The organism is Baekduia alba (genome assembly GCF_028416635.1).
GTDB classification, from domain to species: domain Bacteria; phylum Actinomycetota; class Thermoleophilia; order Solirubrobacterales; family Solirubrobacteraceae; genus Baekduia; species Baekduia alba.
This window is the reverse complement of sequence record NZ_CP114013.1, coordinates 1,772,655-1,798,864: the sequence shown is the minus strand read 5'-3', so window position 1 is coordinate 1,798,864 and position 26,210 is coordinate 1,772,655. Positions and strand designations below refer to the sequence as shown.

27 protein-coding genes are annotated in these 26,210 nt (G+C 72.7%); 16 read left to right on the top strand and 11 right to left on the bottom strand.

Annotation, left to right across the window (positions count from 1 at the left end; all coding sequences use genetic code 11):
• Nucleotides 1-67 precede the first annotated feature (67 nt).
• Nucleotides 68-1,915, top strand: coding sequence for a sensor histidine kinase (locus DSM104299_RS08910; protein ID WP_272476946.1), 1,848 nt, complete (start codon nt 68-70; stop codon nt 1,913-1,915).
• On the opposite strand, the gene DSM104299_RS08905 is transcribed toward DSM104299_RS08910, so the two are convergent.
• Nucleotides 1,903-2,382, bottom strand: coding sequence for a response regulator transcription factor (locus tag DSM104299_RS08905; RefSeq protein ID WP_272476945.1), 480 nt, complete (start codon nt 2,380-2,382; stop codon nt 1,903-1,905). The genes DSM104299_RS08910 and DSM104299_RS08905 overlap by 13 nt on opposite strands.
• Before the next feature lie 36 nt (nt 2,383-2,418).
• Here DSM104299_RS08905 and DSM104299_RS08900 point away from each other — a divergent pair, with 36 nt between their 5' ends.
• From DSM104299_RS08900 to DSM104299_RS08875, 6 genes are all read left to right on the top strand, one after another.
• The gene (locus DSM104299_RS08900; RefSeq protein ID WP_272476944.1) at nt 2,419-3,132 is read left to right on the top strand and encodes a response regulator transcription factor; all 714 of its coding nucleotides are present in this window, start codon (nt 2,419-2,421) and stop codon (nt 3,130-3,132) included.
• Between the two features lie 323 nt (nt 3,133-3,455).
• Complete coding sequence (locus tag DSM104299_RS08895) at nt 3,456-4,004, top strand: hypothetical protein (RefSeq protein ID WP_272476943.1); 549 nt, start codon at nt 3,456-3,458, stop codon at nt 4,002-4,004.
• Nucleotides 4,005-4,006: 2 nt separating this feature from the next.
• Nucleotides 4,007-5,140 carry a DUF4331 family protein gene (locus DSM104299_RS08890; protein WP_272476942.1) on the top strand — a complete coding sequence of 378 codons (1,134 nt, stop codon included), beginning with the start codon at nt 4,007-4,009 and terminating at the stop codon, nt 5,138-5,140.
• A gap of 20 nt (nt 5,141-5,160) precedes the next feature.
• A complete protein-coding gene (locus DSM104299_RS08885; protein WP_272476941.1) occupies nt 5,161-6,504 on the top strand; it encodes a Dyp-type peroxidase in 1,344 nt (447 codons plus the stop codon).
• A 29-nt stretch (nt 6,505-6,533) separates the two neighbouring features.
• On the top strand, nt 6,534-7,400 hold the full coding sequence (locus DSM104299_RS08880) for an enoyl-CoA hydratase/isomerase family protein (RefSeq protein ID WP_272476940.1): 867 nt from the start codon (nt 6,534-6,536) through the stop codon (nt 7,398-7,400).
• Between the two features lie 46 nt (nt 7,401-7,446).
• Nucleotides 7,447-8,526: a sulfite oxidase gene (locus DSM104299_RS08875; protein ID WP_272476939.1), complete on the top strand. Its 1,080-nt coding sequence runs from the start codon at nt 7,447-7,449 to the stop codon at nt 8,524-8,526.
• Between the two features lie 287 nt (nt 8,527-8,813).
• On the opposite strand, the gene DSM104299_RS08870 is transcribed toward DSM104299_RS08875, so the two are convergent.
• The gene (locus tag DSM104299_RS08870; RefSeq protein WP_272476938.1) at nt 8,814-9,806 is read right to left on the bottom strand and encodes an aldo/keto reductase family protein; all 993 of its coding nucleotides are present in this window, start codon (nt 9,804-9,806) and stop codon (nt 8,814-8,816) included.
• Between DSM104299_RS08870 and DSM104299_RS08865 the strand changes: the two genes are divergently transcribed.
• Nucleotides 9,805-9,939 carry a hypothetical protein gene (locus tag DSM104299_RS08865; RefSeq protein WP_272476937.1) on the top strand — a complete coding sequence of 45 codons (135 nt, stop codon included), beginning with the start codon at nt 9,805-9,807 and terminating at the stop codon, nt 9,937-9,939. The genes DSM104299_RS08870 and DSM104299_RS08865 overlap by 2 nt on opposite strands.
• 201 nt (nt 9,940-10,140) lie before the next feature.
• On the opposite strand, the gene lpdA is transcribed toward DSM104299_RS08865, so the two are convergent.
• The 3 genes from lpdA to DSM104299_RS08850 are packed head-to-tail and all read right to left on the bottom strand — an operon-like array spanning nt 10,141 to nt 15,057.
• Nucleotides 10,141-11,484 carry a dihydrolipoyl dehydrogenase gene (gene lpdA / locus DSM104299_RS08860; protein ID WP_272476936.1) on the bottom strand — a complete coding sequence of 448 codons (1,344 nt, stop codon included), beginning with the start codon at nt 11,482-11,484 and terminating at the stop codon, nt 10,141-10,143.
• 4 nt (nt 11,485-11,488) lie between these two features.
• Nucleotides 11,489-12,730 (bottom strand): dihydrolipoamide acetyltransferase family protein, encoded by a 1,242-nt coding sequence (locus DSM104299_RS08855; RefSeq protein WP_272476935.1) that lies wholly within the window; start codon nt 12,728-12,730, stop codon nt 11,489-11,491.
• Complete coding sequence (locus DSM104299_RS08850) at nt 12,727-15,057, bottom strand: transketolase-like TK C-terminal-containing protein (RefSeq protein WP_272476934.1); 2,331 nt, start codon at nt 15,055-15,057, stop codon at nt 12,727-12,729. The genes DSM104299_RS08855 and DSM104299_RS08850 overlap by 4 nt, the downstream gene beginning before the upstream one ends.
• A 109-nt stretch (nt 15,058-15,166) precedes the next feature.
• Here DSM104299_RS08850 and DSM104299_RS08845 point away from each other — a divergent pair, with 109 nt between their 5' ends.
• The gene (locus DSM104299_RS08845; RefSeq protein WP_272476933.1) at nt 15,167-15,643 is read left to right on the top strand and encodes an Lrp/AsnC family transcriptional regulator; all 477 of its coding nucleotides are present in this window, start codon (nt 15,167-15,169) and stop codon (nt 15,641-15,643) included.
• A 134-nt stretch (nt 15,644-15,777) separates the two neighbouring features.
• On the opposite strand, the gene DSM104299_RS08840 is transcribed toward DSM104299_RS08845, so the two are convergent.
• Complete coding sequence (locus DSM104299_RS08840) at nt 15,778-16,620, bottom strand: COG4705 family protein (RefSeq protein ID WP_272476932.1); 843 nt, start codon at nt 16,618-16,620, stop codon at nt 15,778-15,780.
• 113 nt (nt 16,621-16,733) lie between these two features.
• Here DSM104299_RS08840 and DSM104299_RS08835 point away from each other — a divergent pair, with 113 nt between their 5' ends.
• Nucleotides 16,734-17,561: a COG4705 family protein gene (locus tag DSM104299_RS08835; RefSeq protein WP_272476931.1), complete on the top strand. Its 828-nt coding sequence runs from the start codon at nt 16,734-16,736 to the stop codon at nt 17,559-17,561.
• A complete protein-coding gene (locus tag DSM104299_RS08830) occupies nt 17,558-18,991 on the top strand; it encodes a hypothetical protein (RefSeq protein ID WP_272476930.1) in 1,434 nt (477 codons plus the stop codon). Before DSM104299_RS08835 ends, DSM104299_RS08830 begins: the two co-directional genes overlap by 4 nt.
• A gap of 7 nt (nt 18,992-18,998) precedes the next feature.
• Here the strand turns inward: DSM104299_RS08830 and DSM104299_RS08825 are convergent, their stop codons facing one another.
• Nucleotides 18,999-19,202 (bottom strand): hypothetical protein, encoded by a 204-nt coding sequence (locus tag DSM104299_RS08825; RefSeq protein WP_272476929.1) that lies wholly within the window; start codon nt 19,200-19,202, stop codon nt 18,999-19,001.
• Between DSM104299_RS08825 and DSM104299_RS08820 the strand changes: the two genes are divergently transcribed.
• On the top strand, nt 19,201-20,244 hold the full coding sequence (locus DSM104299_RS08820; RefSeq protein WP_272476928.1) for a 3-keto-5-aminohexanoate cleavage protein: 1,044 nt from the start codon (nt 19,201-19,203) through the stop codon (nt 20,242-20,244). The two genes, DSM104299_RS08825 and DSM104299_RS08820, sit on opposite strands and share 2 nt — an antisense overlap.
• Before the next feature lie 7 nt (nt 20,245-20,251).
• Here the strand turns inward: DSM104299_RS08820 and DSM104299_RS08815 are convergent, their stop codons facing one another.
• Nucleotides 20,252-20,776 carry a DUF2231 domain-containing protein gene (locus tag DSM104299_RS08815; RefSeq protein WP_272476927.1) on the bottom strand — a complete coding sequence of 175 codons (525 nt, stop codon included), beginning with the start codon at nt 20,774-20,776 and terminating at the stop codon, nt 20,252-20,254.
• Nucleotides 20,777-20,861: 85 nt separating this feature from the next.
• Between DSM104299_RS08815 and DSM104299_RS08810 the strand changes: the two genes are divergently transcribed.
• Entirely contained in the window at nt 20,862-21,182 is a 321-nt protein-coding gene (locus DSM104299_RS08810; RefSeq protein WP_272476926.1) for a hypothetical protein, read from the top strand.
• On the opposite strand, the gene DSM104299_RS08805 is transcribed toward DSM104299_RS08810, so the two are convergent.
• Together DSM104299_RS08805 and DSM104299_RS08800 are read right to left on the bottom strand one after the other, a co-directional pair.
• Nucleotides 21,160-21,771 carry an NADPH-dependent F420 reductase gene (locus DSM104299_RS08805; protein ID WP_272476925.1) on the bottom strand — a complete coding sequence of 204 codons (612 nt, stop codon included), beginning with the start codon at nt 21,769-21,771 and terminating at the stop codon, nt 21,160-21,162. The genes DSM104299_RS08810 and DSM104299_RS08805 overlap by 23 nt on opposite strands.
• Complete coding sequence (locus tag DSM104299_RS08800; protein ID WP_272476924.1) at nt 21,768-22,637, bottom strand: haloalkane dehalogenase; 870 nt, start codon at nt 22,635-22,637, stop codon at nt 21,768-21,770. The genes DSM104299_RS08805 and DSM104299_RS08800 overlap by 4 nt, the downstream gene beginning before the upstream one ends.
• An 82-nt stretch (nt 22,638-22,719) precedes the next feature.
• On the opposite strand from DSM104299_RS08800, the gene DSM104299_RS08795 reads away from it, so the two are divergent.
• Nucleotides 22,720-23,169, top strand: a complete 450-nt coding sequence (locus DSM104299_RS08795) for a MarR family winged helix-turn-helix transcriptional regulator (protein WP_272476923.1) — start codon at nt 22,720-22,722, stop codon at nt 23,167-23,169.
• Between the two features lie 13 nt (nt 23,170-23,182).
• Here DSM104299_RS08795 and DSM104299_RS08790 read toward each other — a convergent pair whose 3' ends face one another.
• Nucleotides 23,183-23,641 (bottom strand): GbsR/MarR family transcriptional regulator, encoded by a 459-nt coding sequence (locus DSM104299_RS08790; protein WP_272476922.1) that lies wholly within the window; start codon nt 23,639-23,641, stop codon nt 23,183-23,185.
• Between the two features lie 46 nt (nt 23,642-23,687).
• On the opposite strand from DSM104299_RS08790, the gene DSM104299_RS08785 reads away from it, so the two are divergent.
• Together DSM104299_RS08785 and DSM104299_RS08780 are read left to right on the top strand one after the other, a co-directional pair.
• Nucleotides 23,688-24,596 (top strand): ABC transporter ATP-binding protein, encoded by a 909-nt coding sequence (locus tag DSM104299_RS08785; RefSeq protein WP_272476921.1) that lies wholly within the window; start codon nt 23,688-23,690, stop codon nt 24,594-24,596.
• Complete coding sequence (locus tag DSM104299_RS08780) at nt 24,593-26,188, top strand: ABC transporter permease (RefSeq protein WP_272476920.1); 1,596 nt, start codon at nt 24,593-24,595, stop codon at nt 26,186-26,188. The genes DSM104299_RS08785 and DSM104299_RS08780 overlap by 4 nt, the downstream gene beginning before the upstream one ends.
• The last annotated feature ends 22 nt before the right edge of the window (nt 26,189-26,210 follow it).

Sequence of the window (26,210 nt, the reverse complement as noted above, 5' to 3'; positions counted from 1 at the left end):
CCTACTGCTCACCTGTTCGGACAAGGAATTCCCACGGAGGTCCGGCACCAGACTAACGTCGTAAGCGATGGGCGTCGCGATCCCGACCGCACCCGCGCTCTCACGCTGGCGCGACCCGCGCCGGGCGGCCCTGATCACGGCCAGCGCCGGTGCGACGGCGCTCGTGACGACCGCCGCGGTGCTGGGCGCGATGGTTCCAGGCCCCGACGCCGACCCCGACGCCACTGCGCTGCTGCGGGGGAGCCTGGTCGCCGCGCCGCTGGGCGTCGGCCTCTACGCCAGCGCCACGCGGCAGTACACCCGGTTCGCGCGCCTGCTCCTGATCATCGGTCTCACGGCCTTCGTGACGACGCTGGCCGAGTCGTCGGACGCCACGCTCTACACGCTCGGCCGGACCGCCGGATGGCTGCTGGAGGCGCTGGTCGTCGTCGCGCTGCTCGCGTTCCCCTCGGGCCGGCTGACCGACGCGGCGGACCGCCGGCTCGCGGGCGCGATGTGCGCCGTCGTCGCCATCGCCGACCTCCCCACCCTCGTGTTCGCGGACGCGCTCAAGGTGCCCAGCCCGTACACCAGCTGCATCAGCGACTGCCCGGGGAGCATCCTGATGGCCTTCGAGCGCCAACCGGCGTTCGTCGAGCCGGCCTTCTTCGCCGCCGGCAGCTTCCTGGTGTTCTGCCTGATGGTCGCCGTCCTCGTCCAGCTGCAGCGCCACCTCGGCCGCGCCTCGCCGTTGCTCCGACGGATGCTCGTCCCCGTCCTCGCCGTCGGGATGGTGCGCGTCGCCGCGGTGGGCATCGCGGTGGTCGCGCGCGAGATCGACCCGGACGACACGCTGGCCGGCGCGGGAGCGGCGACGATCGCCTGGTGCACCCCGCTGCTGGCGATCGCCTTCCTCGTGGGTCTGCTCCGGCTCCGCCTGTCCTGGGATCGCGCACTGCGCCAGCTGGCGAGCTGCGCTGGCCGCATGCCCGACGTCCCGACGCTCCAGCGAGCGTTCGCCGACACGTTCGACGATGCGGATCTGCGCATCACCCTGACTTCCGCGGACGCCGGCCGCGGCGACCCCGAGACCGCAGCCGGCGGGCGCGCCGACCGCCGGACCATCCCCGTCCACGACCACCACGGCGTAGAGGTCGCGACGATCGACTACGACACGTCGCTGGCCGAATGCCGGGAGCTCGTGGAGACAGCCGGGACGATCGCGGCGGTGGCGCTCGCCAACCTGCGGCTGACCGAGGAGGCGGACGCGGCGGCCGCCGAGGTCCTGCGTTCGCGGGCGCGCATCGCCGCCACCGCCGATCGCGAGCGGCGGCGCATCGAGCGCGATCTCCACGACGGCGCGCAGCAGCAGCTCGTCGCGATCCGCATCGAGCTCGGCCTCGCCGAGGACCTCGCCCGCACCGACCCGAGGCAGTGCGCCGCGCGGATCCACCAGCTCGAGAACGCGCTGGACGATGCGCTCGAGGAGCTGCGATCGCTGGCGCACGGCATCTGCCCTCCATTGCTCGCCGACCAAGGGCTACAGGAAGCCGTCAGGGCCGTGGCCGCGCGGTGCTCGGTCCCGACCGCGCTCGAGGTCGACGGCGTCGTCCGCTACACCCCGGAGGTCGAAAGCGCCGTCTACTTCTGTGTGCTGGAGGCGCTGCAGAACGTCGCCAAGCACGCGCCGGAAGCACGCCGCGTCGTCGTCCGCCTCGACGCCGGCGTCGACGACCAGCTGCGCTTCAGCGTCCGCGACGACGGCGCGGCGACGGGCCGGCCCGAGCCGCGGGGCGCCGGGATCACCAACATGCAGGACCGCGCGTCGGCCGTCGGCGGAGAGTTGTACGTCATCTGCCGGCGGGGAATCGGCACCGAGGTGCGCGGGCGCGTTCCGGCCAGGCGCGACAGGCCGGCCGGTGGTCAGCGCAGCTGAGCGCCGCTTCCGTGGGCCCGCCAGACGTCGCGCAGCTTCTGCGGCGACAGGTCCTGCTTGCGGATCTGCGTCGCCGCGCTCGCGTCGTCGATCGTCGAAGGCAGGTCGGCGGGCCCGTCGAGCGAGACGAGCGCGACGACCGTGTCGGGCACGACCGCGGCCAGCCGTCGCGCGGTCTCGATGCCGTCCATGCCGGGCATCCGCACGTCGAGCAGGACCAGATCAGGGTGCAGCTCGGCGGCGAGCGCGAGCGCATCCTCGCCGCAGCTGGCCTCACCGATCTGCTCGAACCCCGCCGTCGCGAGGAGCAGCCCACGGGCGACCCGACGGAACACCTCCTGGTCATCGACGATGAGGACAGTCACCGGCATGTCAGCCTCCGAGGCTCCCCGGCCGACGCCTCGCGACACAAGGGCACGCCCAACCAGATCGGTGACGTGCGTGCACGACATGCCGCAGGCGGTCATTGACGCGCATGGTGTCGATGACGGATAGTCGGCTCGTTGAGTTCCAAAGCGCCCGACACGCGGTCGCTCGGCGAGCCCCGGATCCTCCGGGTCGTGTTGGCCGACGACAGCTACCTCGTGCGCGAGGCCGTGACCCACGTGCTCAGCGCTGCGGACGGCATCGACCTCGTGGCGACCTGCCCGGACTACGACGCGTTGATCGCCGCGGTCGAGGCCGCCCCGCCGGATGTCGTCGTCACCGACATCCGGATGCCGCCGACGAACACCGACGAGGGGCTGCGGGTCTCACGAGAGTTGCGCGTGTCCCACCCGGACGTCGGCGTCGTGATCCTCAGCCAGTTCGCCGAGCCACGGTACGGGCTCGCGCTCCTGGACGACGGCGCCGATCGGCGCGCCTACCTGCTCAAGGATCGCGTTCATTATCGCGGCCAGCTCATCACCGCGATCGAGTCGGTCGCCCACGGCGGGTCGTTCATCGACGCCAAGGTCGTCGAGGGCCTGATCGCGGAGCGCAGTCGCTCCGAGCACTCGCCGCTGAACGAGCTCACCCCACGCGAGCTCGAGATCCTGACCTTCATCGCCCGCGGCGCCAGCAACCAGGCGATCGCCGACGAGCTCGTCCTGACCAAGCGCGCCGTCGAGAAGCACATCAACGGGATCTTCCTCAAGCTCGGGCTGAGCGACGCGACCGACGTCTCCCGCCGCGTGAAGGCCACGCTGCTCTACCTCGCCGAGCAGCCGCAGGCCTGAGCCGCGGGCGTGCCGTGCGCGCTGCGCGCGCTCTTCCGGTCCATCGCGCGCCTGGAGCTCGAAGACGGCCACGCGTCGTCGATCGCGACCCACGCCAGGAGATCCTCGAGGAAGAACCGCTTCGTCGCGGCTCGGGACGGGTCGGCGGGTTCGCCGCCGATCGGGCAGGGCGGTTCGCGGCGCGGTCGCCAGACCCGCCGTGCCAATCACCCGGTAGAGGTGATGCGCGGGCTCCCCAGCCGCGGAACACTGACCGCAATCGGGCACGCTCAGCGCGCCTGTACCGCGAGCCGGTCTCGATCGGCGCTCTGAGAGGGGAAGGCATGGCCACGGCTGCGAGAGGAGCGCCCGGCCCCGGCGTCACCGTCGGACCGACAAGCGAGTTCAGCCTGTTCTTCCGCGTCAAGCCGGGCGACGGCGCGCCGTTGCGAGCGGCGCTGCGTGACCTGCAGGACACCCCTGGCTACCGGCCGGGGGACTACGGGATGGCGATCTCGTCGATCCACGAGGCGCGGTTCGTGTTGTTCGACGACGACACGCGGCTGGCGTTCATCACGAGCTTCGACGGCCCGTGGGACGCCTACATGGAGGACTTCTTCACGTCCGGGCCGACGCTCGGGCTCTTCGACGTGATCTTCCGTCACACCGAGGGCTACGACGGCCTGCCGGACGTGGCCGCGGTCAAGAGCTTCGTCCTCAGCGCGCAGCAGACCGCTGCGGCGTACGCCCGCAACTACGGCGGCACCGTCAAGGAAGTCCGGAAGGCGCAGCGGGTGAACGCGGCCTTCCAGCAGGTGCTCGACCACCCGGACGCCGCCGGCGCGCTGCAGCACCCGGCGCTCAAGCCGCTGCTCGACGAGGCCGCGGACTAGCCATGTCCGACCACATCTCCGGACCGCGGGCGCTGTCCGATCCGATCGCCGACATCACCGACGTGTACGCCTTCCCGAGCCCCGAGCGGCCCGGCCGCCTCGTGCTGGTCATGAACACGCTCCCGTTCGCCAAGCCGTGGGACGCGCTCTCGGAGGGGCTCATCTACCGCTTCCGGCTGCGGCCCCTCACCCCGAGCGCGGACGGCGACGCGGCGCCGTTCACGGCGGGCGACGACGAGGTCGTCCTCGACACCGTGTTCTCGCCGCACGTGCACCCCAACGGGCCCCGGCGCTTCGAGCAGGAGGGCACGTGCACCCTTCCGGGGGGCGAGACCGTGACCTTCCGGGTCAACGATCCGGCCGGCGGCGAGGGGCACGGCGTCCGGGTCTTCGCCGGCGCGCGCTGGGACCCGTTCATCATGGACGCCCCCGCCGCGCTGAAGACCATCGCCACGGGCAAGCTGGCGTTCACCGACCCGTCGTCGATCTACCTCGACGGCAAGGACGTCCTGAGCCTCGTCGTCGAGCTCGACACGGCGCTCCTCGGCGGCTCCGAGCTGGTGGCCGTCGTCGCCGAGACGCTGACTCGTGGCTCGTTCAACGTGCGGATCGAGCGCGTCGGGCGGCCCGAGGTCAAGAACATGATGCTGGCCCCGAAGCAGTTCGACCCGGTCAACCGCGACCTGGAGATCCGCGACCTCTACAACATGGAGGACGCATTCGCCCTGGCGGACGGCTACCTGGGGGCCTACCGGGCCCGGCTGAACGCCAACCTGGCCTTCTGGGACGGCCTGGACGACAAGGCCGACTGGACGCCACGGGCGGACGGCAGCCATCCGCTGACCGAGTTGGTCCTCGCCGACTACCTCGTCGTCGACCTGACCAAGCCCTACGTCGAGCACGGGTCGTACTGGGAGATCGAGTTGGCCGCGCTGCGTGGCGAGGCGCATCAGACGTGCGGCGGACGGACGCTCAACGACGACGTGATGGACATCATCTACACGCAGATCATCAACGCGGGCACCGGACCCGTGATCCGCGACGGCGTCGATCGGTCGACGCGCCCGGGCACTCGCACGTTCCCGTACCTGGCCGAGCCCAACCCGGATCCGCCCGATCCGCCCGAGCATCACTGAGCGATGGCGGGCGTGCAGCCATGACGGCGACTGAGGGCATCCGGCTGGAGCTCGACGACATCCAGAGTGGGGCGCTGCACGAGCGCCCGTCGCCCTACGTCGGCACCTACCTGCTGTTGCGCATCGACGATCGCGCCGCGGGGCGCGAGCTGGTCGGGCGGCTGCACGGCATCGTCGACACGGGACGACCATCGACCGATCCCGCTCGCGACGCGTGGATCACCGCGGCCTTCACGTACAACGGTCTCGAGGCGCTGGGCGTGCCGCAGGCCTCCCTGGACAGCTTCGCGCCGGAGTTCCGGCAAGGCATGGCCGCCCGCGCCGCCGAGCTGGGAGACGTGGGACAGAGCAGCCCTCAGCACTGGGAGAAGCCGCTCGGCTCGCCCGACGTCCACGTCGCCTTGGCGGCCCTGTCCCCCGATGCCGCGCGGCTGCAGGCCGTGGTCGACAAGGCCCTGCGCGCCGAACGGGAGCTGGCCGGCGTCGAGCTGATCTGGCGGCAGGACTGCTACCAACTGCCGACGGGCCGGACCTCCTTCGGCTTCAAGGACGGGATCGGGCAGCCGGCGGTCGAGGGCAGCGGCCGGCCACCGTCCAACCCCCGCGAGCGTCCTCTCAAGCCCGGCGAGATCATCCTCGGCTACCCGGATGAGACGGGTGAGCTGCCGCCGATGCCGGTCCCGGACGTCCTCGGTCGAAACGGCACGTACATCGTCTTCCGCAAGCTCCACACGCGCGTGGCCGCCTACCGGCAGTACCTGCGCGCGAAGAGCGCCAGCCGCGAGGAAGCCGCGCTCCTCGGCGCCAAGATGGTCGGGCGGTGGCAGAGCGGCGCGCCGCTTGCGGTCTCGCCCGAGCGCGACGACCCAGCGCTCGGCGCCGACCCGCAGCGCCACAACGACTACGCCTACGGGGATGACCCGCGCGGCCTCAAGTGCCCGCTCGGCGCCCACGCGCGACGCGCCAACCCCCGTGACGCCTTCGACGGCGACGGCGCGGTCGACGTTCGCCTGCACCGCATGATCCGCCGCGGCACCAGCTACGGGCCCACGCTCCCCGAGGGCGTGCTCGAGGACGACGGCGCCGACCGCGGGATCGTGTTCGTGTTCGCCGGCACGCACATCGGTCGCCAGTTCGAGTTCGTCAAGACCCAGTGGCTGAACGACGGCATCTTCATCGGCGCCCCGGAGGAGAAGGATCCGCTGGTCGGCGCGAACGACGGCACCGGCACGTTCACCGTGCCCGCGCGACCGATCCGCCGCCGGCTGCAGGAGCTGCCGCCGTTCGTCGTCACGCGCGGCGGCGAGTACTGCTTCGTCCCGAGCCTGCGTGCGATGCGCTGGCTGGCGGAGCTCGAGACGTGACCGGCCCGGAGCTACCCGAGGAGCACGACATGACCACGAACGCGACCCGCACCGACCGGTGGAGCACCCTCGACTTCGGCCCGCCGCCGTCCGGCCTCGAAGAGCCCGACTCACCGGTCCTCGTCGACGACCTCGACGAGGGCCGAGTGGCGCTGATCACCCTCAACCGCCCCCACGCCGACAACGCGATCACCACCGAGATGGGGGCCCGGCTGACGGAGATCGTCGAGACGATCGCCACGCGGACGGCGGTCCGAGCGGTGATCCTCACTGGTGCGGGCGAGCGCGCGTTCTCCGTCGGCAGCGACCTGCGCCAGCGCAAGAACATGACCAAGGAGGACTGGCTGCGCCAGCGCCAGGACTTCGACCGGACGCTCTACACGGTCCGCCAGCTGCGCAAGCCGATCTTCGCCGCCGTGAACGGGACCGCCTACGGCGGCGGCTGCGAGCTCGCCCAGAGCACCGACTTCATCATCGCCGCGGAGAACGCCACCTTCGGGCAACCGGAGGCGATGCTCGGTCTCGCGGCAGGTGGCGGCTCGCCGGCGCTCCTGCCGCGGCTGCTGCCGCCGGGCCGGGCCCTGCAGATGCTCATGACCGGCGACCCGATCACCGCGCAGGAGGCGCACCGGCTCGGCATGGTCAACGAGCTCCACCCGCAGGACGAGCTGCTCGAGGCGGCACGGCGCATCGCGACGAAGATCGCGAGCAACTCCCCAACAGCGGTGCAGGCCGTCAAGCGGGCCGTCCAACTCGGCGAGGGGCAGCCGATCGAGCAGGCGATCGCGATCATGATGGACATGCATTGGCGGTCGGCCGTCCACCCGGATCGCGTCGAGGGCATCGGCGCGTTCAACGAGGGCCGCGAGCCCACCTTCAAGGACGCCGACTACTGATGCGCGGCGCCCGGCGTGAACCACCCACCCCCGAGGAGCCCCAGCCATGGCCCTAGCCGACCAGTTCGCCCGTGATCGCGCCGCGCTGCAGATGATCAACCCGGCCCCGTACAACGCGGAGGCGCCGCCCGAGGCGCTGGAGGGCGAGATCACCCCGACCCACCTCCACTACGTCCGCAGCAACTTCGCCGTGCCCACGCACGACGGCACGCTGGAGATCGGCGGCGCCGTGGAGCACCCGACCACGCTGACGCTCGACGACTTGCGAGCGATGCCGTCCCACGAGCGCGCGGTCACCTTGGAGTGCGCGGGCAACGGGCGTCTGGAGACCCGGCCGCTCCCGATCGGCGAGCCCTGGGGGGACTACGCGGTCTCGACGGCGCGCTGGCGGGGCGCCCGGCTGCACGACGTCCTGAACCGGGTCCATCCGTCGCCCGAAGGGGTCGACGTGCGGTTCTCGGGCGCCGACGCGGGCGCCTATCACCTCAACCCGGTCCTGAAGGACACCAACAAAGACGACCTGCGCTTCGTGCGCTCGCTCCCGCTTGCGCTCGCCGTCGACCCAGCCGCCGAGATCCTGATCGCCTACGAGATGAACGGCGCGCCGCTGCGCGCCGATCACGGTGCGCCCTTCCGGCTCATCGTGCCGCACTGGTACGCCGTCGCCTCCGTGAAGTGGCTCGCGCGCATCGACGTGCTCGCCGAGCCCTACGCCGGCGAGTTCCAGACCGGCCACTACATCTACGAATGGCCCGACCGCGAGCACGAGGCGGTCAGCCTGATGCGCGTGCGCGCGCGCATCACCGCGCCTGCCGCCGGCGCGAGGCTCGAGCCGGGAACGCACACGGTGCGCGGCAAGGCGTGGTCGGGGACGGGTCCGGTGACCCGCGTGGAGGTCAGCCTGACGGGTGAGGGCGACTGGCACCCGGCCCACCTCGAACCGCCCACCGGGCCGTACCACTGGCAGGAGTGGTCGTTCGACTGGGCGGCCGACGACGTCGGACGCCACACGCTTCGCGCCCGGGCGACGGACGCCGCCGGCCACACCCAACCAGAGGTCCCGCCCTGGAACCGCCTCGGATACGGCAACAACGCCGTGGAAGTCATCTACATCGACGTGGGCTGAGCGGCAGGCAGGACACGGGGCGGCCGGATCGGGGCTCGGATCTCCAGCCCGGAGCCCGGAGATGGCGGCACCGATCCGGCTGAGCGAGACGGCGACCCCACGAGAGTGGGCCCGGATGGAGCCACATGGGCGCGGTCGGCGAGGCGGGTGACCGGCACGATCGTGCAGGAGCCACCGGCGACTGCAGCGACCGGGAGCGAGAGGGGCACACACGACCGCGCTTGCCTGGCCACCGCTGGGCCTCGGGCAGTTGAGAACCCCCGCCGTGCCGACCGACCACCCCGAGCTCAGCGATGCAGGACGCCCGGTTGGAAGCCCGGCGCGGGCTGGGGGTCGATGATCGCCACCGGTGCCAGCACGGCGTCCATCGCCGCGATCGTGTCGTCGTCGAGGTCGATGTCGGACGCCTTGGCGTTGTCGAACACCTGCTCGGGGCGTGACGCGCCGACGATCGCCGAGGCGACCTCTGGGCGACGCAGGACCCAGGCCAGCGCCAGCTGGGCCGGCGAGAGGCCGAGGCCATCGGCGATCGGCAGGAGCTCCTGGACGGCGTCCAGCGCGCGGTCGTCCAGGCGGCGCTTGATGAACGTCGACATCGAGTCGCTCGCCGCGCGCGAGTCAGGCGGCGGTGGCTCGCCCGGCTGGTACTTGCCGGTCAGGACGCCCTCGGCCAACGGCGACCACACGACCTGCGAGATGCCGTTCTCGGAGCAGACCGGGAAGACCTCCGCCTCGGGCCCGCGCCACAGAGCGCTGTACTGCGGCTGCGACGACACGAACTTGACCGCGCTCTCGACGGCGAGGCCGGCGCGGATCTGCTCCGGGTTCCACTCCGAGAACCCGATCGCCCGGGCCTTGCCGGAGCGCACGACTTCCGAAAGCGCTTCCATCGTCTCCTCGATCGGGACGGTCGGATCGAAGCGATGGCACTGGTACAGGTCGACGTGGTCGGTCTGCAACCGCTGCAGCGACGCGTCGATCTGCTTGGCGATCTGCGCCGCGGACAGGCCGCGGTCAGCGTCCGACATCGGGAAGAACACCTTGGTCGCCAAGATGTAGGAGTCGCGAGGGTAGTCCTTGAGGATCTCACCCCACGCGGTCTCTGATGCACCGGCGCCGTAGACGTTGGCCGTGTCGAAGAACGTGACTCCCGCTTCGAACGCCGCGCGCGTGCACGCCTCGGTGGCGTCGCGCTCGACGCCGCCTGAGTACGTGAGCCACGAGCCGAGCGAGATCGTGGAGACTTGGACGTCGGAGTCGCCGAGGTTGCGGAAGCGCATGCGGTTCCACCTACCCGCGCTGGGCTCCGGCAACCATGGGGCGCCGCGGCGACGCGCGACGGACAGCAAGGTCGTCGAGGACGGCGCGATGGCGTTGATGAACGGGTCGGGCCTGACCGAGTTGAGCTTCTGACGCGGGCGCCGCGTAGAGCATCAGCCGGCCAGCTTCGTCGAGTTGTCCACGAATCGTCAAGTCGACCACCGACGTTCCAGGTAGCTCGCGTCGGGTGCCTCGCCGGCGAAGCCTTTCACCTCCCGACGCTGCTGGCGGTCGACGACCCGTCGCTGCCGATCGTGCAGGAGGGCATAGAGCGCCCCTGTCGAGGCTCGGGCGTCAGCCGTGGATCAGCCACCCGTCGGCGGCGCGGGCCGCCTCCATCACACCTTCGGAGAGCGTCGGGTGGCCGTGGATCATGCGCGCGACGTCCGGGTAGCCGGCCTCGGCGAGCTTGGCGTTGACGAGCTCCTGGATGAGCTCGGTGGCGCGGGTGCCGACGATGTGGCCGCCGAGCATCTCGCCGTAGGTCTTGTCGCCGACGATCTTGATGACGCCGGTGCGGTCGCCGTAGACCGTGCCCGCGCCCACGGCGCCGTACTGGACCTTGCCGACGACGACGTCGTAGCCCTGCTCCCTGGCCTGCTCCTCGGTCAGCCCGAAGCTGCCGACGTTCGGGGTGCAGAACGTCGCGCGCGGGATGTCGAGGTAGGAGATCGGGTGCGTCTTGTGGCCGGCGGCGTCCTCGACGGCGATGATCCCCTCGTCTGAGGCCTTGTGCGCGAGCGCGGGGCCGGGGACGAGGTCGCCGATGGCATACACCTTGGCCTTGGACGTGCGCAGCGCGCCGTCGACCTTGATCAGGCCCTGCTCGGTCAGCTCGACGCCGGCGGCCTCCAGACCAAGTGCTGCAACATCCGGCCCGCGGCCGGCGGCGATCACGACCCAGTCGAAGCCGCCGGCGTCGGCCGGGTCGAAGAACGTGTTGGTCTTGACCGTGATGCCCTGCTTCTTGAACCCGCGGGCGGCGGCCTTGGAGATGTCGGCGTCCTCGGTCGGCAGCACCCGGTCCAGGCCCTCGTACAACGTGACGTCCGAGCCCAGGCGCTGATAGGCGCTGGCGATCTCGGTCCCCGACGCCCCCGCGCCGATGACCGCCAGCGTCTCGGGCAGCTCGCTCAGCGCCCACGCCTCCTCGGTCCCGATCACGTTGGCGCCGAACTCCAGGCCCGGCAGCGCCCTCTTGACGCTGCCGGTCGCCAACACCACCGCCTTGTTGGCCGTGTACACCGTGTCGCCGACCTTGACCTGGCCGTCGGGCGTCAGCGACGCCTCACCGGCGATGACCTCGACGCCGTTCTTCTTGAACAACCCCGACACGCCGCCGGTCAGCGTCGTGATGACCTTCGTGCGCCGCTCGCCGATCGCGCCGAAGTCGACCGTCGGCTCGGTCCCGTTCAGGCTGATCCCGAACTCCCCGGCGTCGCGGACCTCGCTCAAGATATCGGCCGAGCGCAGCACCGCCTTGGCCGGGATGCACGCGTAGTTCAAACAGCGACCGCCGACGACGCCGTCGCGCTCGATCACCGCCGTGCTCAGACCAAGCTGCGCCGAACGCACGGCAGCCACATAGCCGCCGGGACCGGAGCCGATGACGATGACATCGAACGTCGTGTCGGACATGCTCTCAGAGCGCGAGGCGCAGCGGCTGCTCGAGCAGCGCGCGGAGGTCGGACAGGAACTGCGCGGCCTCGGCGCCGTAGAGGATCCGGTGGTCGCAGCTGAGCGTCAGCGTCATGAGCTGGCGATCGACGATCTCGCCGTCGACGCGCGCCAGCACCTCACGCATCGCCCCCACGCCGAGGATCGCGGCCTGCGGCGCGTTGATCACCGGCGTGATCGCGGTCATCCCGTACATGCCGAGGTTGGACACCGTGAACGTCGCGCCGGCCAGCTCGGGCGGGCTCACCGTACCCTCGCGCACGCGGCCGGCCAGGCGCCGCGCCTCGGCGGCGATCGCGCCGAGCGACTTCTCGTCGGCGTCGAAGATCGTCGGGACGACGAGCGCGCCGTCGGCGGCCACCGCGATCCCGACGTTGATCCGCGCGTACTGCTCGAAGCGCCCGTCGCGGTAGGAGCCATTGGCCAGCGGGTGCGCCCGCAGCGCCAGCGCCGCGGCCTTGACGACGAGGTCGTTGAACGAGGGCGCGTCGGCGCCGGTGGCCTTCAGCTGCGCCCGAAAGGCGATCGCCGCATCCATCGCGACATCGGTCTGCACCTGGAAGTGCGGGATCGTCGCCTTGGCCTCGGCCATGCGCCGGGCCACGACGGCCTGCAGCCGCGTGGGCTCGACGACCTCCACGTCGCCCTTCGCGCCGCCGGGGGCGGGGGCCGCCGCGGGCGAAGACGGTGGTGGTGCGACGGCCGGCGCAGCGGTGGCGGGCCGCGCGCTCGGCAGCGTGAGCGGGTCGTCGACGCCGGCGCGCTGCAGGACGTCGGCGCGCGTCACGCGACCGAGCGGACCGGAGCCGGCGACGTCGTCGAGCGCCACGTCGTGCCGGGCGGCGATGCGACGGGCCAGCGGCGTCGCCTTCACCGTGGCGGGTGAGACGACGCCGTTGCCGTTCGCCCCGGCCGGGATCTCGGCGCCGCTGGACCTCGGCGCGCTCTCGCGGGGTGTCGGCGGCGCGCCTTCGCTCGCCTCGCCCACCCGCGCGATCGTCGCGCCGACCGGCAGCGACGTGCCCTCCGGCGCGACGATGCTCAGCACGCCCGCCGCGTCGGCCGGATGCGTCACGGTGGCCTTGTCGGTCTCGATCTCGACGAGGTCCTCGCCCGCGGCGACCGTCTCGCCGTCGGCCTTCAGCCACGTCAGGATCGTGCCCTCCTCCATCGAGTCGGACAACTTGGGCATGGTGATCTCGGTCACGAGCTCGTCTCCAGGAGGTCCACGGCGGCGCCGACGATCGTCTCGGTGTCGATGCCGAAGTACCGGTACAGGTCGTCGACGTCGCCGGACTGGCCGAAGTCGTCGACGCCCAGGCAGGCGATCGGCACGCAGCGGATCGCCGACAGGAAGCTCAGCGTGTGCGGGTGGCCGTCCAGGACGCTGACGATCGGCGCCGCGCGGTCGGCGGGCAGCAGCGCGTCGAGGATCCCGTCGTCGCCGTCGGCCAGACCCTGGCGCGCCTGCAGCGCGCGGAAGACCAGGTCGGGCGACGTGAGGCAGACGACGTCGCACGCGATGCCCGCGCCGGTGAGCGCGTCGGCCGCCGCGCACACCTCCGGCAGCAGCGCGCCGACGCCGACCAGGGTGAGCGCGGGCGTCCCAGGCGCGGCCCGCAGCCGGTAGCCGCCGCGCAGCGCGTCGCGCCGCCGGGCTTCGCGCGCTTCGGCGTCGTCCGGCACGTCCGCCAGCGCCTGGTCGATCGGCCGCGTCGTCAGCCGGAAGTAGGCCGACGTGCCGTCCGGGCGCCCGAGCTGGCTCAAGGCGGACAACAACGTCCATTCCAGGTCCTGGCCGAACGCCGGCTCCCACGCCACGCAGCGCGGCTGCTCCAGGCCGACCGACGGCGTGATGATCGACTGGTGCGCGCCGCCCTCCGGCGCGAGCGTGACGCCCGACGGCGTGCCGACCAGGATCGACTGCCCGCCGGCGTACATGCCGAACGACCAGGGCTCCAGCGCGCGGTTGACGAACGGGTCGTAGATCGTCCCGATCGGCAGCAGCGCCTGGCCGTCGCGCGACCACGTCGCGCCGAGCTCGCCGAGCAACCCCACCAGGTTGCCCTCGGCGATCCCCAGCTCGACGTGTTGGCCGTGCGCGCTCTCGCGCCAGCGGACCAAGGTGTCGGTGTCGTCGGCGAACCAGTCGATGCGGTCGCCGAGGTGCCAGATCCCGACGTGGTTGATCCAGCCGCCGAGGTTGGTCGACGACGCGACGTCGGGCGAGACGGTCACGACGCGCGCCGCGACCTCCGGCGCCTTGTGCGACAGGTCGACGAAGAACCGCCCGAACGCCTGCTGCGTCGAGGCGCGGCCGCCGTGTGCGCGGCCCACGTCGGCGGGCGGCGCCGGCGCGGTGGTCAGCTCGGTCTTCGGGCGGGTCAGCCGCGCCGCCGTCGCGCGGCACAGGGTGGCCTCGTCGGAGTCCTCGGCGAAGCGCGCCCATGGAGCGTCGGCGTCGGCGCCGGTCGCGCCCGCCAGGTCGCGCCATTGCGCGGCGCCGAGCAACGCGGAGTGGTTGGCCGGGTGGCCCTGCGTCGCCAGGCGCCACGCCTTGATGGTGTAGGCGAAGATGACCGACGGCCGGTCGGTCACCGCGTCGGCCTGGGCGTAGGCGTCGCGCAGGTCGGCGAGGTCGTGGCCGCCGAGGTCGCGGATCGCGCGCAGCAGCTCGTCGTCGTCGAGGTCGCCGATCAGCTTCGTGAGGTCGCGCACGCCGCGCCCCTCGCCGGGCAGCCGGTCGCGCAGCTCGTCGGGCCCGGAGCGCAGCAGCCGCTGGTACTCCTCGTTGGGCATCTGGTCGATGCGCTTGCGCAGCGCGCCGCCGCCGTCGCGCTCGAACAGCTCGCGCAGCCAGCGCCCGTACTTCACGGTGATGGTCTGCCAGCCGGCGGCGTCGAACATCGCGGCGATGCGGCCCGCCGCGATGTCGGGGACGATCCGGTCCAAGGACTGGCGGTTGAGGTCGACGATCCACAGCACCTCGCCGAGGTGGGGCACGACGGGGTCGACGAGCGTCTCCCAGATCGCGCCCTCGTCCAGCTCGGCGTCGCCCAGCAGCGCGACCTGGCGCCCGCCTTGGGGCACCTCGAAGTGCCCGGCGACGTAGCGGTGGGCGATCGCGCTCCAGATCGGCGCGGTCGCGCCGATGCCGACCGAGCCCGTCGAGAAGTCCGCCGGCACCGGGTCCTTGAGCCGGCTCGGGTAGGACTGCAACCCGCCGAACGCGCGTAGCGTCGTGAGGTGCTCGGGATCGAGCTGGCCGAGCAGGTACTCGATCGCGTGCAGCACCGGCGAGGCGTGCGGCTTGACCGACACGCGGTCAGGGCCGCGCAGGTGGTCGAACCAGAGCGCGGTCATGATCGAGACCATCGACGCCGACGACGCCTGATGGCCGCCCACCTTCACGCCCGAAGGCGTCGAGCGGACCTTGTTGGCGTGGTGGATGATCGACGTCGCCAGCCACAGGACGCGATCCTGCACCGCCTCCAGCGTGGCCAGCGACGGACGCTGCTGCTCGGTGGCCGCCATGCGGTCAGTGTCGCGCGCGTTCGCGCGTGCTGTCCAGCCGATCGCTGTCGCGCCGACCGTGAACGACGAATTTTTGCGTCGAACTAGCCGATGACGTTACGATACCTCCGTGCCTAGGCTGGAGATTGACGCCATCGACCAGCGGATCGTCGCGCTCCTCACGGCCGACGCGCGCCGCTCGGCCAGCGAGATCGGGCGCCTGGTGAGCCTCTCGCCCGCCGCGACCAAGCGCCGGATCGACCGCCTCGAGGAGGTCGGCGTCATCAAGGGCTACACCGCGGTCCTCGATCACGCCAAGCTGGGCCACGCGCTCGAGGCGTTCACCGAGCTGCGCTTCGCGCCCGGCACGCAGGTCGACGACATCGACCGCGCGCTCGTCGACCTGCCCGAGCTGGTCGAGAGCTTCACGCTCGCCGGCGACCCCGACGCGCTCGTCCGCGTCCGCGTCGACGACGTCGACCACCTCAAGCGCGTGATCGACCGCGTGCGACGCGGCCGGCGCGGCGGCGCGAAGATCATCGGGACCAAGACGCTGATCGTGCTCGGTCGCACGGCCGGGCCGGGCGAGCGCGGCGAGACGGGGTGAGCCGCCTGGACCCACGGCGTCAGCCGTCGTCGCCGCGGAGCGCCAGCCGGCCGAAGCGACCGCGGTAGCCAGCAGCACGTCGATCGCCCGCGGGCCGCGCGCGTCGCCCAGCCGGTGCGCGAGATCCTGGGGGCTCAGCCCTCGGCGGGCTGAGGTCGCAGGAGCCCCCGACGCTGCCGGTGCTCGGCGCGCGGGCGCGGCGGCAGCCCGCCACGATCGCCCCCACCCGGCCCCTGGATGTCGTCCTTGCGGATCGCCGTGTAGGTGACCAGCGCGACGAAGACCACCAACTCGATCGCCGAGACGGTGCCGTCGCCCAGGCCAAGGCCCGTGTCGACGTAGGGCTTGCTGAACCAGTCGGCGAACGAGGCGCCGAGCGGGCGGGTCACGACGTAGGCGGCCCAGAACGCGACGACGGGGTTGAGGCCGAAGCGCCACCAGCCGAGCATCGGCAGCGCGATGATCCCGAAGAACAGGGCGGCTGAGGGCAGGAAGCCCCAGTTGAGCGTGATCGCCGTCAGGTCGCCCGCGGCGGTGCCGAGCGCGAACGTCGCCAGGACCGCCGCCCAGTAGTAGGTCTCGCGGCGGCGCGTGGTGATCGTGTGGATGTCCAGCGTGCCCTCGCTGCGCAGCCAGCGCCAGAAGACGACCCCGACGAGGGCGGCGAAGAACGGCGTCGTGACCGCGTAGGAGAGCCCGAGGCCGTCCTTGATGCCGTCGGCGACCATCGTCCCGAAGATGGCCACCATCATGACCGTGAACCAGTAGGTCGGCGCGTGGTATTCGCGGCGCCGGTACTGCAGCCGGAACGCGAACAGCGTCCCGAAGACGCCGACGAGCCCGGCGAGCGGGACGCTGTGCTGGCCCATGAAGTCCGACATCGCCTCCCCCATCCCGGTCGTCAGGATCTTCAGGACCCAGAACAACACGGTGATCTCGGGGACCTTGGCCGCCAGCGGCTCCTTGCTCTTGCGCATGTCCTCGAGTCTGCGAACGCGCCCTGAACACGACCTGAACACCTCGCCGGACCGGATCCCAGGCGCGCCCGGCAGTCAGGCCAGCGCAAGGTTGCCTCCCGCACTGTGGCGCCATGACGACCACCGCCCACCCCGACGCCGTGCCATCGCTGGGGCGCAAGATGTTGAACAAGGTCCCGGAGGTCACGCTCTTCTTCTGGGTCATCAAGATCATGTGCACCACCGTCGGCGAGACCGCCGCCGACTACCTGAACGACAACCTCGGGTTCGGGTTGGCCAACACGACGTACTTCACGGGAGCCCTGCTCGCGGTGCTGTTGCTGGTGCAGTTCCAGCTCAAGCGCTACGTCCCGCTCACGTACTGGTCGGTCGTGGTCGTCGTCAGCGTCTTCGGCACGCTGATCACCGACAACCTCACCGACGCCCGTGACGTGCCGCTCACGACGAGCACGATCGTCTTCTCGGTGATCCTCGCCGGCGTGTTCGCCGCCTGGTACGCGGTCGAGCGCACGCTGTCGATCCACACGATCGTCACCACCCGCCGCGAGGCCTTCTACTGGCTGGCGATCCTCTTCACCTTCGCGCTGGGCACCGCGGCCGGCGACCTGCTCGCCGAGAAGGCCGACCTCGGCTACGCGGTCTCGATCGCCATCTTCGCCGGCGCCATCGCGGCGGTCGCCTTCGCCCACTACGTGCTCGGCCTCAACGCGGTCCTCGCGTTCTGGATGGCCTACATCCTGACCCGCCCGCTCGGTGCCTCGATCGGCGACGAGCTGTCGCAGAACAGCCACAAGTACGGCGGCCTCGGCCTCGGCACCACCGGCACCTCCTCGATCTTCCTGGCGTGCATCCTCGCGCTCGTGGCCTTCCTGAGCATCACCAAGACGGACCAGACCCGCGCTTGTGCGCCTCAATACACCCGGCTACAGTCGCGCCGATGACAGCCCAGCGCGCGGTCTCTGCTCTCGCCGTCGCGCTGACGTGCGCGCTCGCTCCCGCCGTGGCCCACGCGGACGGCTGGGTCACCGTCGAGTACAAGGGCACGCTCGACGAGTCCTTCGTCTACCAGCCGAGCGACCCCTCGGTCTGGCAGGCGACGCTGCACTTCGTCTGGGCTGAGCGCCAGGTGTTCCACCTGACGGGCACCGACACCGTGAAGTCCGAGGGCCTGCACCTCAGCATCGCGGGCCGGCAGTCCTCGACCTACGCGCCGCCCAACACCAATCAGAACTGCAGCTTCGCGATCGTGCCCCGCTCGCCGTTCGCCAAGGGCCAGCTGTCGCCGCTGAACGCGGTGTGGCACGGGACGGCGCCGATCGGCGGCTCGGCGATCCTGCCGATCACCGGCTCCTATGCGATGTCGACCGGGGCGACGTCGATGGCACCCTCGTGCGAGCTCCCGCAGAGCGGTGGCGCGGGCGTCGGCGACCAGCTCCCGGAAGCCGTGGCCACGGTCTACGGGGAGGCAGAGGTCGCCGGCATCGAGGCGCAGCTCGGCGGGCCGAGCGTCACGCGACGCTTCGACGCGGACGGCAAGACCCCCGACGGCCGCAACACCGCGAGCCTTCACGCGACGCTGACGCTGTCCAACAGCGCCCGCAGGCCGGCGGACGCCGGAGGGTCGCCGCCGCAGAGCTTCACGCCGGCGCGCAAGCAGGCGAAGCTCGACGCGCTCGACGCGCTCAAGGACACGATGCAGCGCGCGCTGTACCCCTGCGGCGTCGGGGTCGGCGTCGGCACCGCGCTGATCGCCGCCGGGCCGGTGGGCGTCGCGGTCGGCGGCACGATGAGCGCGCTGACGACGCCGCTGTGCCTCTCCTACCTGAAGACGATCAAGGACGAGGCCGACACCGTCGCCGATCCGCCGAAGCCGGGGTACCGGACCGCGGCGAAGATCCAGCCCGTCCGCGCGCCCGCGGCGAAGCTCCCCGCGTGTCCGGCCTCCCAAGGGGCCGGCTCGCCCGGCGCGGTGTGCGCGCAGCTCCAGCCGGCCGGGCAGGCTCTGCTGCGCGCGACTCGCGCCACGGAGGCCGCGGCGACCGCGATCGACACGACGATCAGCCGCGAGACCGCCGCGCTCAAGGCCGACGACCGCAAGGCGACCGCGCTTCAGGACCGCACGCTCAGGACGCTCGGACGCAGCTTCGCCGCACGCCGGCGCGCGGAGATCGCTGCCGCCAAGGGCGTGGCGCAGATCCTCCGCGGGGCCGGCTTGAACGTGACGCTCGACCCGGCCGCGGCGGCCGCCGCGCTGAGCACGCTGCAGCAACGGCTCGTCGCCGCCCGGCTGCCGGCCACCAAGCTGACGACCGCCCTCGGGGGCGCACCGCAGGTCACCGCACTTGACCTGCTGACGTCCCTCGGCGGCTGAGCGCGCGTCAGCGCGGTCGGGTGAGCCGCTCGAACGCACGACCCGCGAACGGCATCTGCCGCGTGCGCCAGACGTCACGGTGCTCGAAGCGCCAGGCGTAGATGGGGCTGCCGTCGCGCACGAGGTCCAGCACGCGCGGCTCGCCCAGCTCCTCGGCTGACCACTCGTACAGGCGTTGCAGGCGCGGCACGATCACCGCGTGGTCGAGCATGCGCCCGAGTCGCTTGCTCGTCGGCGATGTAGCGCTCCACGTCGAGCGCGAGCGGATAGCGGTCCGGCAGCACGCGGCGGAGCGAGAGGAAGACGCCGGCCATCCCGAGCCGGGGGTCGGAACGGCAGGTGTCGCGGCGCACGGCCCGTCGGCCCGCGGAACACCCGCGCCATCAGCGCGATCCGCACCGCGCGGCGTCGCGCATGGCCGCGACCTGAGCCGCAGCCGGGGTGAGCGCGTCTGCGTGGTCGCTCATCGCGCATCGTGTGGCGGCGATAGATCCGGACGCGTCAGGGGAAGGACGACACCCGTGATCCAATGCGCGATGAACGGGAGCTGGACGCGGGACCACCATCCCGAGGTGCCGGTGTCGCTCGAGCAGGTCGTCGCCGACGCCGTCGCGTGCCATGCGGCGGGCGCGGCGTCCGTGCACTTCCACCCGCGGCGGGCCGACGACGGTCGCGAGACGCTGGCGGCGGCGACGCACGACGCCGTCGTCGCCGCGGTCCGCGCGGCGGCACCGGACCTCGAGATCTCCTGCTCGACCCAGGAGGACATCGACCTCGGCGGCGCCGCGGATCGCGCCGCGGCGATCCGCGCGTGGACCAGCCCGCCCGACGTCGTCTCCCTCAACCTCGAGCAGGACGACGCGCTGACGCTGGGCGCGGCGCTGCTCGAGCGCGGCGTCGGCATCGAGGCCGGGATCTTCACGCTGAAGGACGCCGAGCGCCTGCTCGGCGCGCCGTGGGCGGGCGACGTCCGGCGCGTGCTCGTCGAGGTGATCTACGCGCACGAGCCCGACGACGCCGTCGCGCTGGCCCGCGCGATCGACGCCCGGACGGCGGAGCTCGGCCGCCCGCGGCTGTGGCACGGCGACGGCCGGGCGTCCTGGGCGGTGGTCGACGCCGGGATCGCGGCCGGACGCGACGTGCGCGTCGGCCTCGAGGACGCGATCGTCGCCCGCGACGGAGGCCGCGCGCCCGGCAACGCCGCGCAGGTACGCGACACCGTGGCGCGTGCCGCCGCCGCGCACGCGGGCTGAGGTCAGCTCACGGCTTGCGCGGTCCGGTGCCGACGCCCTGCACGTAGCTGAGGTGGCCGCCGAGGTAGCCGCTGGCGCCGAGCAGCCCGTTGGCGACCAGCGACAGCGCGATCCCGCGGCCGCGCGCGCCGCGCAGGCGCGCCGCGAGCGAGCCCATCTGGAGCCCGAGGGCGCCCACGTTGGCCAGCGCGTGGACCGCGCCGACCCGGCGCGCGGCGGGGTCGCGCGCCTCGACCTCGGCCCAGTCGCTGGCCCCGGTCAACGCGGTCGGCAGCGCGGCGAGGATCCCGGCGGCGACCAGGCGATCGCCGCCCCGGCCGCCCGTGAGGTCCAGCAGCAGGCCGCTCGTCCAGGTGCCGATCACCGTGTCGGTCAACAGCGGGTGCAGGGCGTGCCCCATCCAGTCGCCGCGCAGCGCCGAGCGGAAGGCGCCGTCGCCGACGGCGCCGCGAACGGCGGTGCCGGCGGCCTCGGACGGACCGTCCACCGCCGCGAGCTGTTCGATCGGTCCGGTCAGCGCATGAGGGTCCATGCCGGCGTGCTACCCGGTTCTCCATAGGACATCTACGAACGTCATTTGCCTATGCACGGGCTTCGCGGTTGCCGACCTCCGGCCCGTGCCCTCCTCCCTCGCGCGGCGCGTGCTCGCGCTCTCCCTGTTCGCCGTCTTCGCGCTCGCCGACACGGTCACCTTCGGCTGGACGATCAACGTCAACAGCAGCGTTGGAGCGACCGAGTCCTACAACAAGCTGACGTTCGTCGAGACGCTGCCGGCCCCGCTGCGCTGGGACACGGCCAACGTGCCGCTACTGCAAGGGCTCCGACTGGGGTCGATGTCTGGCAAGGCGATGTTGACTACTGTGGCATCCAGATCGACGATGAACGGGCGGTTCACGATGATGGCGATCGCCATGGCTACGCCCGCCGTGCGATGTTGATGTTGAACAGCGGCTCGTTCGTCGCCCGCCAGATCGCGGCGAAGAGCAGGAAGTAGTGCTCGGGCCCGCGCGCCGTGGCGATGTCGCCGAGGTCGAGCACCGCGGTCGTGCGCCAGCCCAGGTCTCCGAGCAGGCCCTTGACGGTCGCCTTGGCGTCCTCGTCGTCGCCGGAGACGAAGACGGTGCTGTCGGCGACGCTCGACGGAGCGACCATCACCGGCGCCGACACGGTGTTCAGGGTCTTGACGACCTCGGTGCGCGGCAGCGCCGCCTGCAGCTGCGCGCCGAGGCTGCTGTTGGGGTACATCAGCGCGAACGCCGGCGTCACCGCGTTGCCGAGGTCGAGCAGGACCTTGCCGGCGAGCACGTCAGGCCCGATGGCGGTCAGCGCGTCCAGCGCCGCGCCGCCGTTGACGGCGCTGACGACGACGTCGGCCGGCCCGATCGCGACCGCATGGTCCAGGGCCGGGAACGCGGCGTCGACCGCCTCCGGGGCGCGCGAGCCGAAGACGACCTCGTGGTGAGCCTGCGCGAGCGCCGCGGCCAGCGTCCGGGCGACCCGCCCGGTGCCGAGGATCGCGATGTTCATCGTGCACCCCGCAGGTCGTGGCGGTCGAGCCAGCCGGCGATCGCCGCGGCGATCGCGTCGGGCTGGTCCTCGGGGGCGTGATGGCCGGCGGCACCGCAGTGCTCGAGCTCCAGGCCGGCGATGTTCGCCGCGCACCACGCCAGCGCGTCGTGGTCCATCAGCAGCCCGGGCCCGGGGTCGAACGCAATCGCCAGCTTGGGCACGTCGGGGCTAGAGGCCAGCCATCCGTCGTAGGCCTCGATCCGCTGCACGACGTCGGCCGGCTCGCCGTCCAGCGGCATCGACCGCGACCACTGCAACAACGGCAGGCGGCTCGCGGGCGTGGGGTACGGCCGGCGGTAGACCTCCAGGTCGGCGGCACCGAGCCCCGAGACGACCCCGTTCGGCAGCGCCTGCTCGATGAAGACGTTGCCCTCCAGGACCAGCTCCTCCCCGACCCCGGCGGTGCGGAACGCCTGGAACCGCTCCCGCGCGCTCTCGGGGAACTGCTCCCAGGACATCGGCCGCACGATCGTCTCCAGGAACGCCACGCCGAGGACGCGGTCGGGGTGCCGGGCGGCCCAGTCGAAGGCCAGCGCGCCGCCCCAGTCGTGGCCCACGAGCACGACGCGGTCGAGCGCGAGCGCGTCGAGCCACGCGTCGAGGTAGCGCGCGTGGTCGGCGAAGCGGTAGTCCGACGGCGGCTTGCCGGAGTCGCCCATCCCGATGAGGTCGGGCGCCAGCCCGCGCACCGCCTCGCCGATCGCGGGCAGGACCCCGCGCCACAGATGCGACGACGTCGGGTTGCCATGGAGGAAGACGACCGGGATGCCGGTGCCGACGTCGCGATAGGACATGGTGGAGTCAAGGACTTCGATGGTCGGCAAGGCGGTTCCTCTGCGGCGCGATCGACTACGATGGACAGGTGGCTGACGATCTTAGACGATCGACAGTCACCTGTCTACTTCGATGCCTGATTCCGTCTCCTCCCGCCCCGTCCTCGGGCTGCTCCTGCGCCTGCTGCACCAGCACCACGCCCAAGACGTCGACGCGGCGCTGCGCGCCGCCGGCTTCGGCGACATCCGCCCGGCCCACGCCAACGTCTTCCCGTTCGTCCCCGACGACGGCATCCAGGTGTCCGAGCTCGCGCGGGTCGCGAACGTGACCAAGCAGACGATGGCCCAGGCGGTCGAGCAGCTCGAGCGCGTCGGCTACGTCGAGCGTCGCGCCGACCCCAACGACCGCCGCGCCCGGCGGGTGTTCCTCACCCCCCGCGGCCACGCGGTCCGCCCCGTCGGCGGCGCCGCCGGCCGCGCGGTCGAGGAGCACTGGGCGCAGCTGACGAGCCCCGAGGAGGTCGCGGCGCTCCGCGACCTGCTCGAGCGCGTGCTCGCGGCGCTCGACGAGCAGCCGGGCTGATCGCCGCGGCCGGCTAGGCGGAGCGCGCGCGCCAGCGCTCGAGCAGGCCGGTCAGCTCGCCGCGCAGGAACGCGTAGAACTCCTCCGACTCGCGCAACCGGCGGGCGCCCGGCCCGTCGGGCAGGCCGGCGGCGCAGTCGGCGAGCGTCCGCTCCCAGCGGGTCAGCCGCGCCTCGCGCTCGGCGAGCAGCTCATACCAGACGTCGTCGCCCAAGCTGTAGTGGTCGACCCGCGCGCCCGGCTCCCGGAGCTTGCGCAACATCCCCACCTTGGTGAGGTAGCGGACCGCGCCGGAGATCGCGGCGGCGCTGGCCCCGAGCCGCTCGCCGAGCTCACCGGCGGTCAGGCCCGGGGCGTCGTCGGACAGGATCGCGGCGAACGCGCGCGCGGCCATCCGCGGCATACCGGCGTCAGCGAGCAGGAGGCCGAAGGCCTCGATGAACTGGCGCTGCCCCGCGTCGTCGCGCTCCACGCCGTCATCTTACGACTTTCACAGATTTGTGAAACTATTGAAATTCATGCCTTCGTCGTCCTCCCCCGCCATCGCCGTGCGCGGCCTGGTCAAGCGCTTCGGCCGCTTCACGGCGCTGGACGGGCTCGACCTCGAGGTCGCCGCCGGCGCCGTGCACGGGTTCCTCGGCCCCAACGGCGCCGGCAAGTCCACCACCTTGCGCGTGCTGCTCGGCATGCTCGACGCCGACGCCGGCGACGTCCGCCTGCTCGGCGGCGACCCCTGGGCCGACGCCGTCGCGCTGCACCGCCGGCTCGCCTACGTCCCAGGCGACGTCACGCTGTGGCCCAACCTGACCGGCGGCGAGACGATCGACGTCCTCGCCGGCCTGCGCGGCGGCCTGGACGAGCGCCGCCGGGCCGAGCTGGTGGAGCGCTTCGAGCTCGACACCACCAAGAAGGGCCGCGCCTACTCGAAGGGCAACCGCCAGAAGGTCGCGCTCGTCGCCGCCCTGGCCTCCGAAGTCGAGTTGTACATCTTCGACGAGCCCACGTCGGGACTGGACCCGCTGATGGAGGCGGCGTTCCAGCGCTGCGTGCGCGAGCTGCGCGACGACGGCCGCACCGTCCTGCTCTCCAGCCACATCCTCGCCGAGGTCGAGGCGCTGTGCGACCGCGTCAGCATCATCCGCGGCGGCCGCGTCGTCGACGGCGGCACGCTCGACGAGCTGCGCCACCTGACCCGCACGAGCGTGACCGCCGAGACGGTCCGCGCGCCCGACGGCCTCGCCGCGCTGCCGGGCGTGCACGACGTCCAGGTCGATCGCGACCGCGTGCACTTCGCCGTGGAGGCGACGGCGCTGGACGACGCTCTGCGGCATCTGTCCGCGTTGGGGATCCGCAGCCTCGAGAGCCGGCCGCCGACGCTCGAGGAGCTGTTCCTGCGCCACTACGGGCCGGAGGCGGCCGCGGCATGACGACCTACGCCAACACCGGCCGCCTCCTGGCCCTGGCGCTGCGGCGCGACCGGCTCGTCGTCGCGCTCTCCGCGCTCGGCGTCGCGGGCATGCTCACGCTGACCGCCGTGAGCTACACGAGCATGTACGCGACGGCCGCCGACCGCCAGCGCGCGGCCGAGACCATCGCGACCAACGCCTCGCTGGTCGCGATCGCCGGCCCGGCGCGCGCGCTGGACACGATCGGCGGGCTGACGGTGTGGAAGACGGGCCTGTGGGCGGCCATGGCCGTCGGGCTCATCAGCGCCCTGCTCGCCGTGCGCCACACCCGCGGCGACGAGGAGCGCGGACAGACCGAGCTGGTCCTCGCCACGGCCACCGGGCGCGACGCGCCGCTGGCCGCCGCGCTGGCGCTGGTCGCCGTCCTCGACGCGCTGGTGGCGGTGCTGGCCGCCGCCGGGCTCGCCGCCACCGGCGTCGGGATCGCCGGCGCGCTCGCCGTGGGCGGCTGGCTGCTCGGGACTGGCCTGGTCTTCGGCGCGGTCGGCATCGTGGCGGCGCAGCTGGCGCCGAGTGCGCGCGGCGCCAGCGGGCTCGCGGCCGCGGCGCTCGGCGCCGCGTTCGCGCTGCGCGCCGTGGGCGACACGGGCGACGGGGCGCTGACCTGGCTGTCGCCGCTGGGCTGGGGCGAGGAGCTGCACGCGTTCGCGGACGAGCGCTGGTGGCCGCTCGCGCTCTTCCCGCTCGCGACCGGCGCGCTGGTCCTGGCGGCGCAGCGGCTGCTGCGCCGGCGCGACCTCGGCTCGGGGATCGTGCCGTCACGCCCGGGACCGCCGCGCGCGGCGCCCGCGCTCACCCGCCCGCTCGGCCTCGCGCTGCGGCTGCAGCGCGCCAGCCTCCTCGGCTGGGCGGCGGGCCTGTTCGTGTCCGGGCTCGGCCTCGGCGGCGCGGCGCGCAGCGCCGACGACCTCGCGACCGGCGGCGGCGGCGGCGGCGCGCAGGACATCGTGCTGCGCGGCGGCGGCGACGTGCGCGACGAGTTCTTCGCGGCCATGATCGTGATCCTCGCCCTGGTCGCCAGCGCCTACGCCGTGCAGGCGACGCTGCGCCCGCGCGGCGACGAGACGACCGGCCGCGCCGAGCTGCTGCTCGCGACCTCCATCGGCCGGCTGCGGTGGGCCGGCAGCCACCTCGCGCTCGCCATCGGCGGCAGCGCCGGCCTGCTGCTGGCCGCCGGCCTCGGGCTCGGCATCGCCGACGCGCTGTCCGGCCGTGGCGCCGACGCCGTGGCGGTCCAGGCGGGGGCCACGCTGGCCCAGGCGCCCGCCGTGTGGACGCTGGCCGGGGTGACGATGCTGCTGCTCGGCGCGGCGCCGCGCGCGACCGCGCTCGCGTGGGCCGCCATCGTGCTGTGCCTCGCGATCTGGGTCGTCGGCCCGGTCGTCGACGTCCCGAGCTGGGTGCTCGACGTCTCGCCCTTCCAGCACCTGCCCGCCGTGCCGGCGGCCCCCGCCGACCCGGTGGCGCTGCTCGCGCTGACGGCGATCGCGGCGGCGCTCGTGGCGGGCGGGCTCGCCGCGCTGCGCCGCCGCGACGTCGCCCAGGCGGGGTGACGCACGCTCCGCGACGCGCGAC

Excerpts from the sequence above, each read along its gene's own strand:
- DSM104299_RS08910 (WP_272476946.1), top strand. The coding sequence starts at position 68 with ATGGGCGTCGCGATCCCGACCGCACCCGCGCTCTCACGCTGGCGCGAC.
- DSM104299_RS08905 (WP_272476945.1), bottom strand. The coding sequence starts at position 2,382 with ATGACCGCCTGCGGCATGTCGTGCACGCACGTCACCGATCTGGTTGGG.
- DSM104299_RS08895 (WP_272476943.1), top strand. The coding sequence starts at position 3,456 with ATGGCCACGGCTGCGAGAGGAGCGCCCGGCCCCGGCGTCACCGTCGGA.
- DSM104299_RS08890 (WP_272476942.1), top strand. The coding sequence starts at position 4,007 with ATGTCCGACCACATCTCCGGACCGCGGGCGCTGTCCGATCCGATCGCC.
- DSM104299_RS08885 (WP_272476941.1), top strand. The coding sequence starts at position 5,161 with ATGACGGCGACTGAGGGCATCCGGCTGGAGCTCGACGACATCCAGAGT.
- DSM104299_RS08880 (WP_272476940.1), top strand. The coding sequence starts at position 6,534 with ATGACCACGAACGCGACCCGCACCGACCGGTGGAGCACCCTCGACTTC.
- DSM104299_RS08875 (WP_272476939.1), top strand. The coding sequence starts at position 7,447 with ATGGCCCTAGCCGACCAGTTCGCCCGTGATCGCGCCGCGCTGCAGATG.
- DSM104299_RS08865 (WP_272476937.1), top strand. The coding sequence starts at position 9,805 with ATGCGGTTCCACCTACCCGCGCTGGGCTCCGGCAACCATGGGGCGCCG.
- DSM104299_RS08870 (WP_272476938.1), bottom strand. The coding sequence starts at position 9,806 with ATGCGCTTCCGCAACCTCGGCGACTCCGACGTCCAAGTCTCCACGATC.
- lpdA (WP_272476936.1), bottom strand. The coding sequence starts at position 11,484 with ATGTCCGACACGACGTTCGATGTCATCGTCATCGGCTCCGGTCCCGGC.
- DSM104299_RS08850 (WP_272476934.1), bottom strand. The coding sequence starts at position 15,057 with ATGGCGGCCACCGAGCAGCAGCGTCCGTCGCTGGCCACGCTGGAGGCG.
- DSM104299_RS08840 (WP_272476932.1), bottom strand. The coding sequence starts at position 16,620 with ATGCGCAAGAGCAAGGAGCCGCTGGCGGCCAAGGTCCCCGAGATCACC.
- DSM104299_RS08835 (WP_272476931.1), top strand. The coding sequence starts at position 16,734 with ATGACGACCACCGCCCACCCCGACGCCGTGCCATCGCTGGGGCGCAAG.
- DSM104299_RS08830 (WP_272476930.1), top strand. The coding sequence starts at position 17,558 with ATGACAGCCCAGCGCGCGGTCTCTGCTCTCGCCGTCGCGCTGACGTGC.
- DSM104299_RS08820 (WP_272476928.1), top strand. The coding sequence starts at position 19,201 with ATGCGCCCGAGTCGCTTGCTCGTCGGCGATGTAGCGCTCCACGTCGAG.
- DSM104299_RS08825 (WP_272476929.1), bottom strand. The coding sequence starts at position 19,202 with ATGCTCGACCACGCGGTGATCGTGCCGCGCCTGCAACGCCTGTACGAG.
- DSM104299_RS08815 (WP_272476927.1), bottom strand. The coding sequence starts at position 20,776 with ATGGACCCTCATGCGCTGACCGGACCGATCGAACAGCTCGCGGCGGTG.
- DSM104299_RS08805 (WP_272476925.1), bottom strand. The coding sequence starts at position 21,771 with ATGAACATCGCGATCCTCGGCACCGGGCGGGTCGCCCGGACGCTGGCC.
- DSM104299_RS08795 (WP_272476923.1), top strand. The coding sequence starts at position 22,720 with ATGCCTGATTCCGTCTCCTCCCGCCCCGTCCTCGGGCTGCTCCTGCGC.
- DSM104299_RS08785 (WP_272476921.1), top strand. The coding sequence starts at position 23,688 with ATGCCTTCGTCGTCCTCCCCCGCCATCGCCGTGCGCGGCCTGGTCAAG.
- DSM104299_RS08780 (WP_272476920.1), top strand. The coding sequence starts at position 24,593 with ATGACGACCTACGCCAACACCGGCCGCCTCCTGGCCCTGGCGCTGCGG.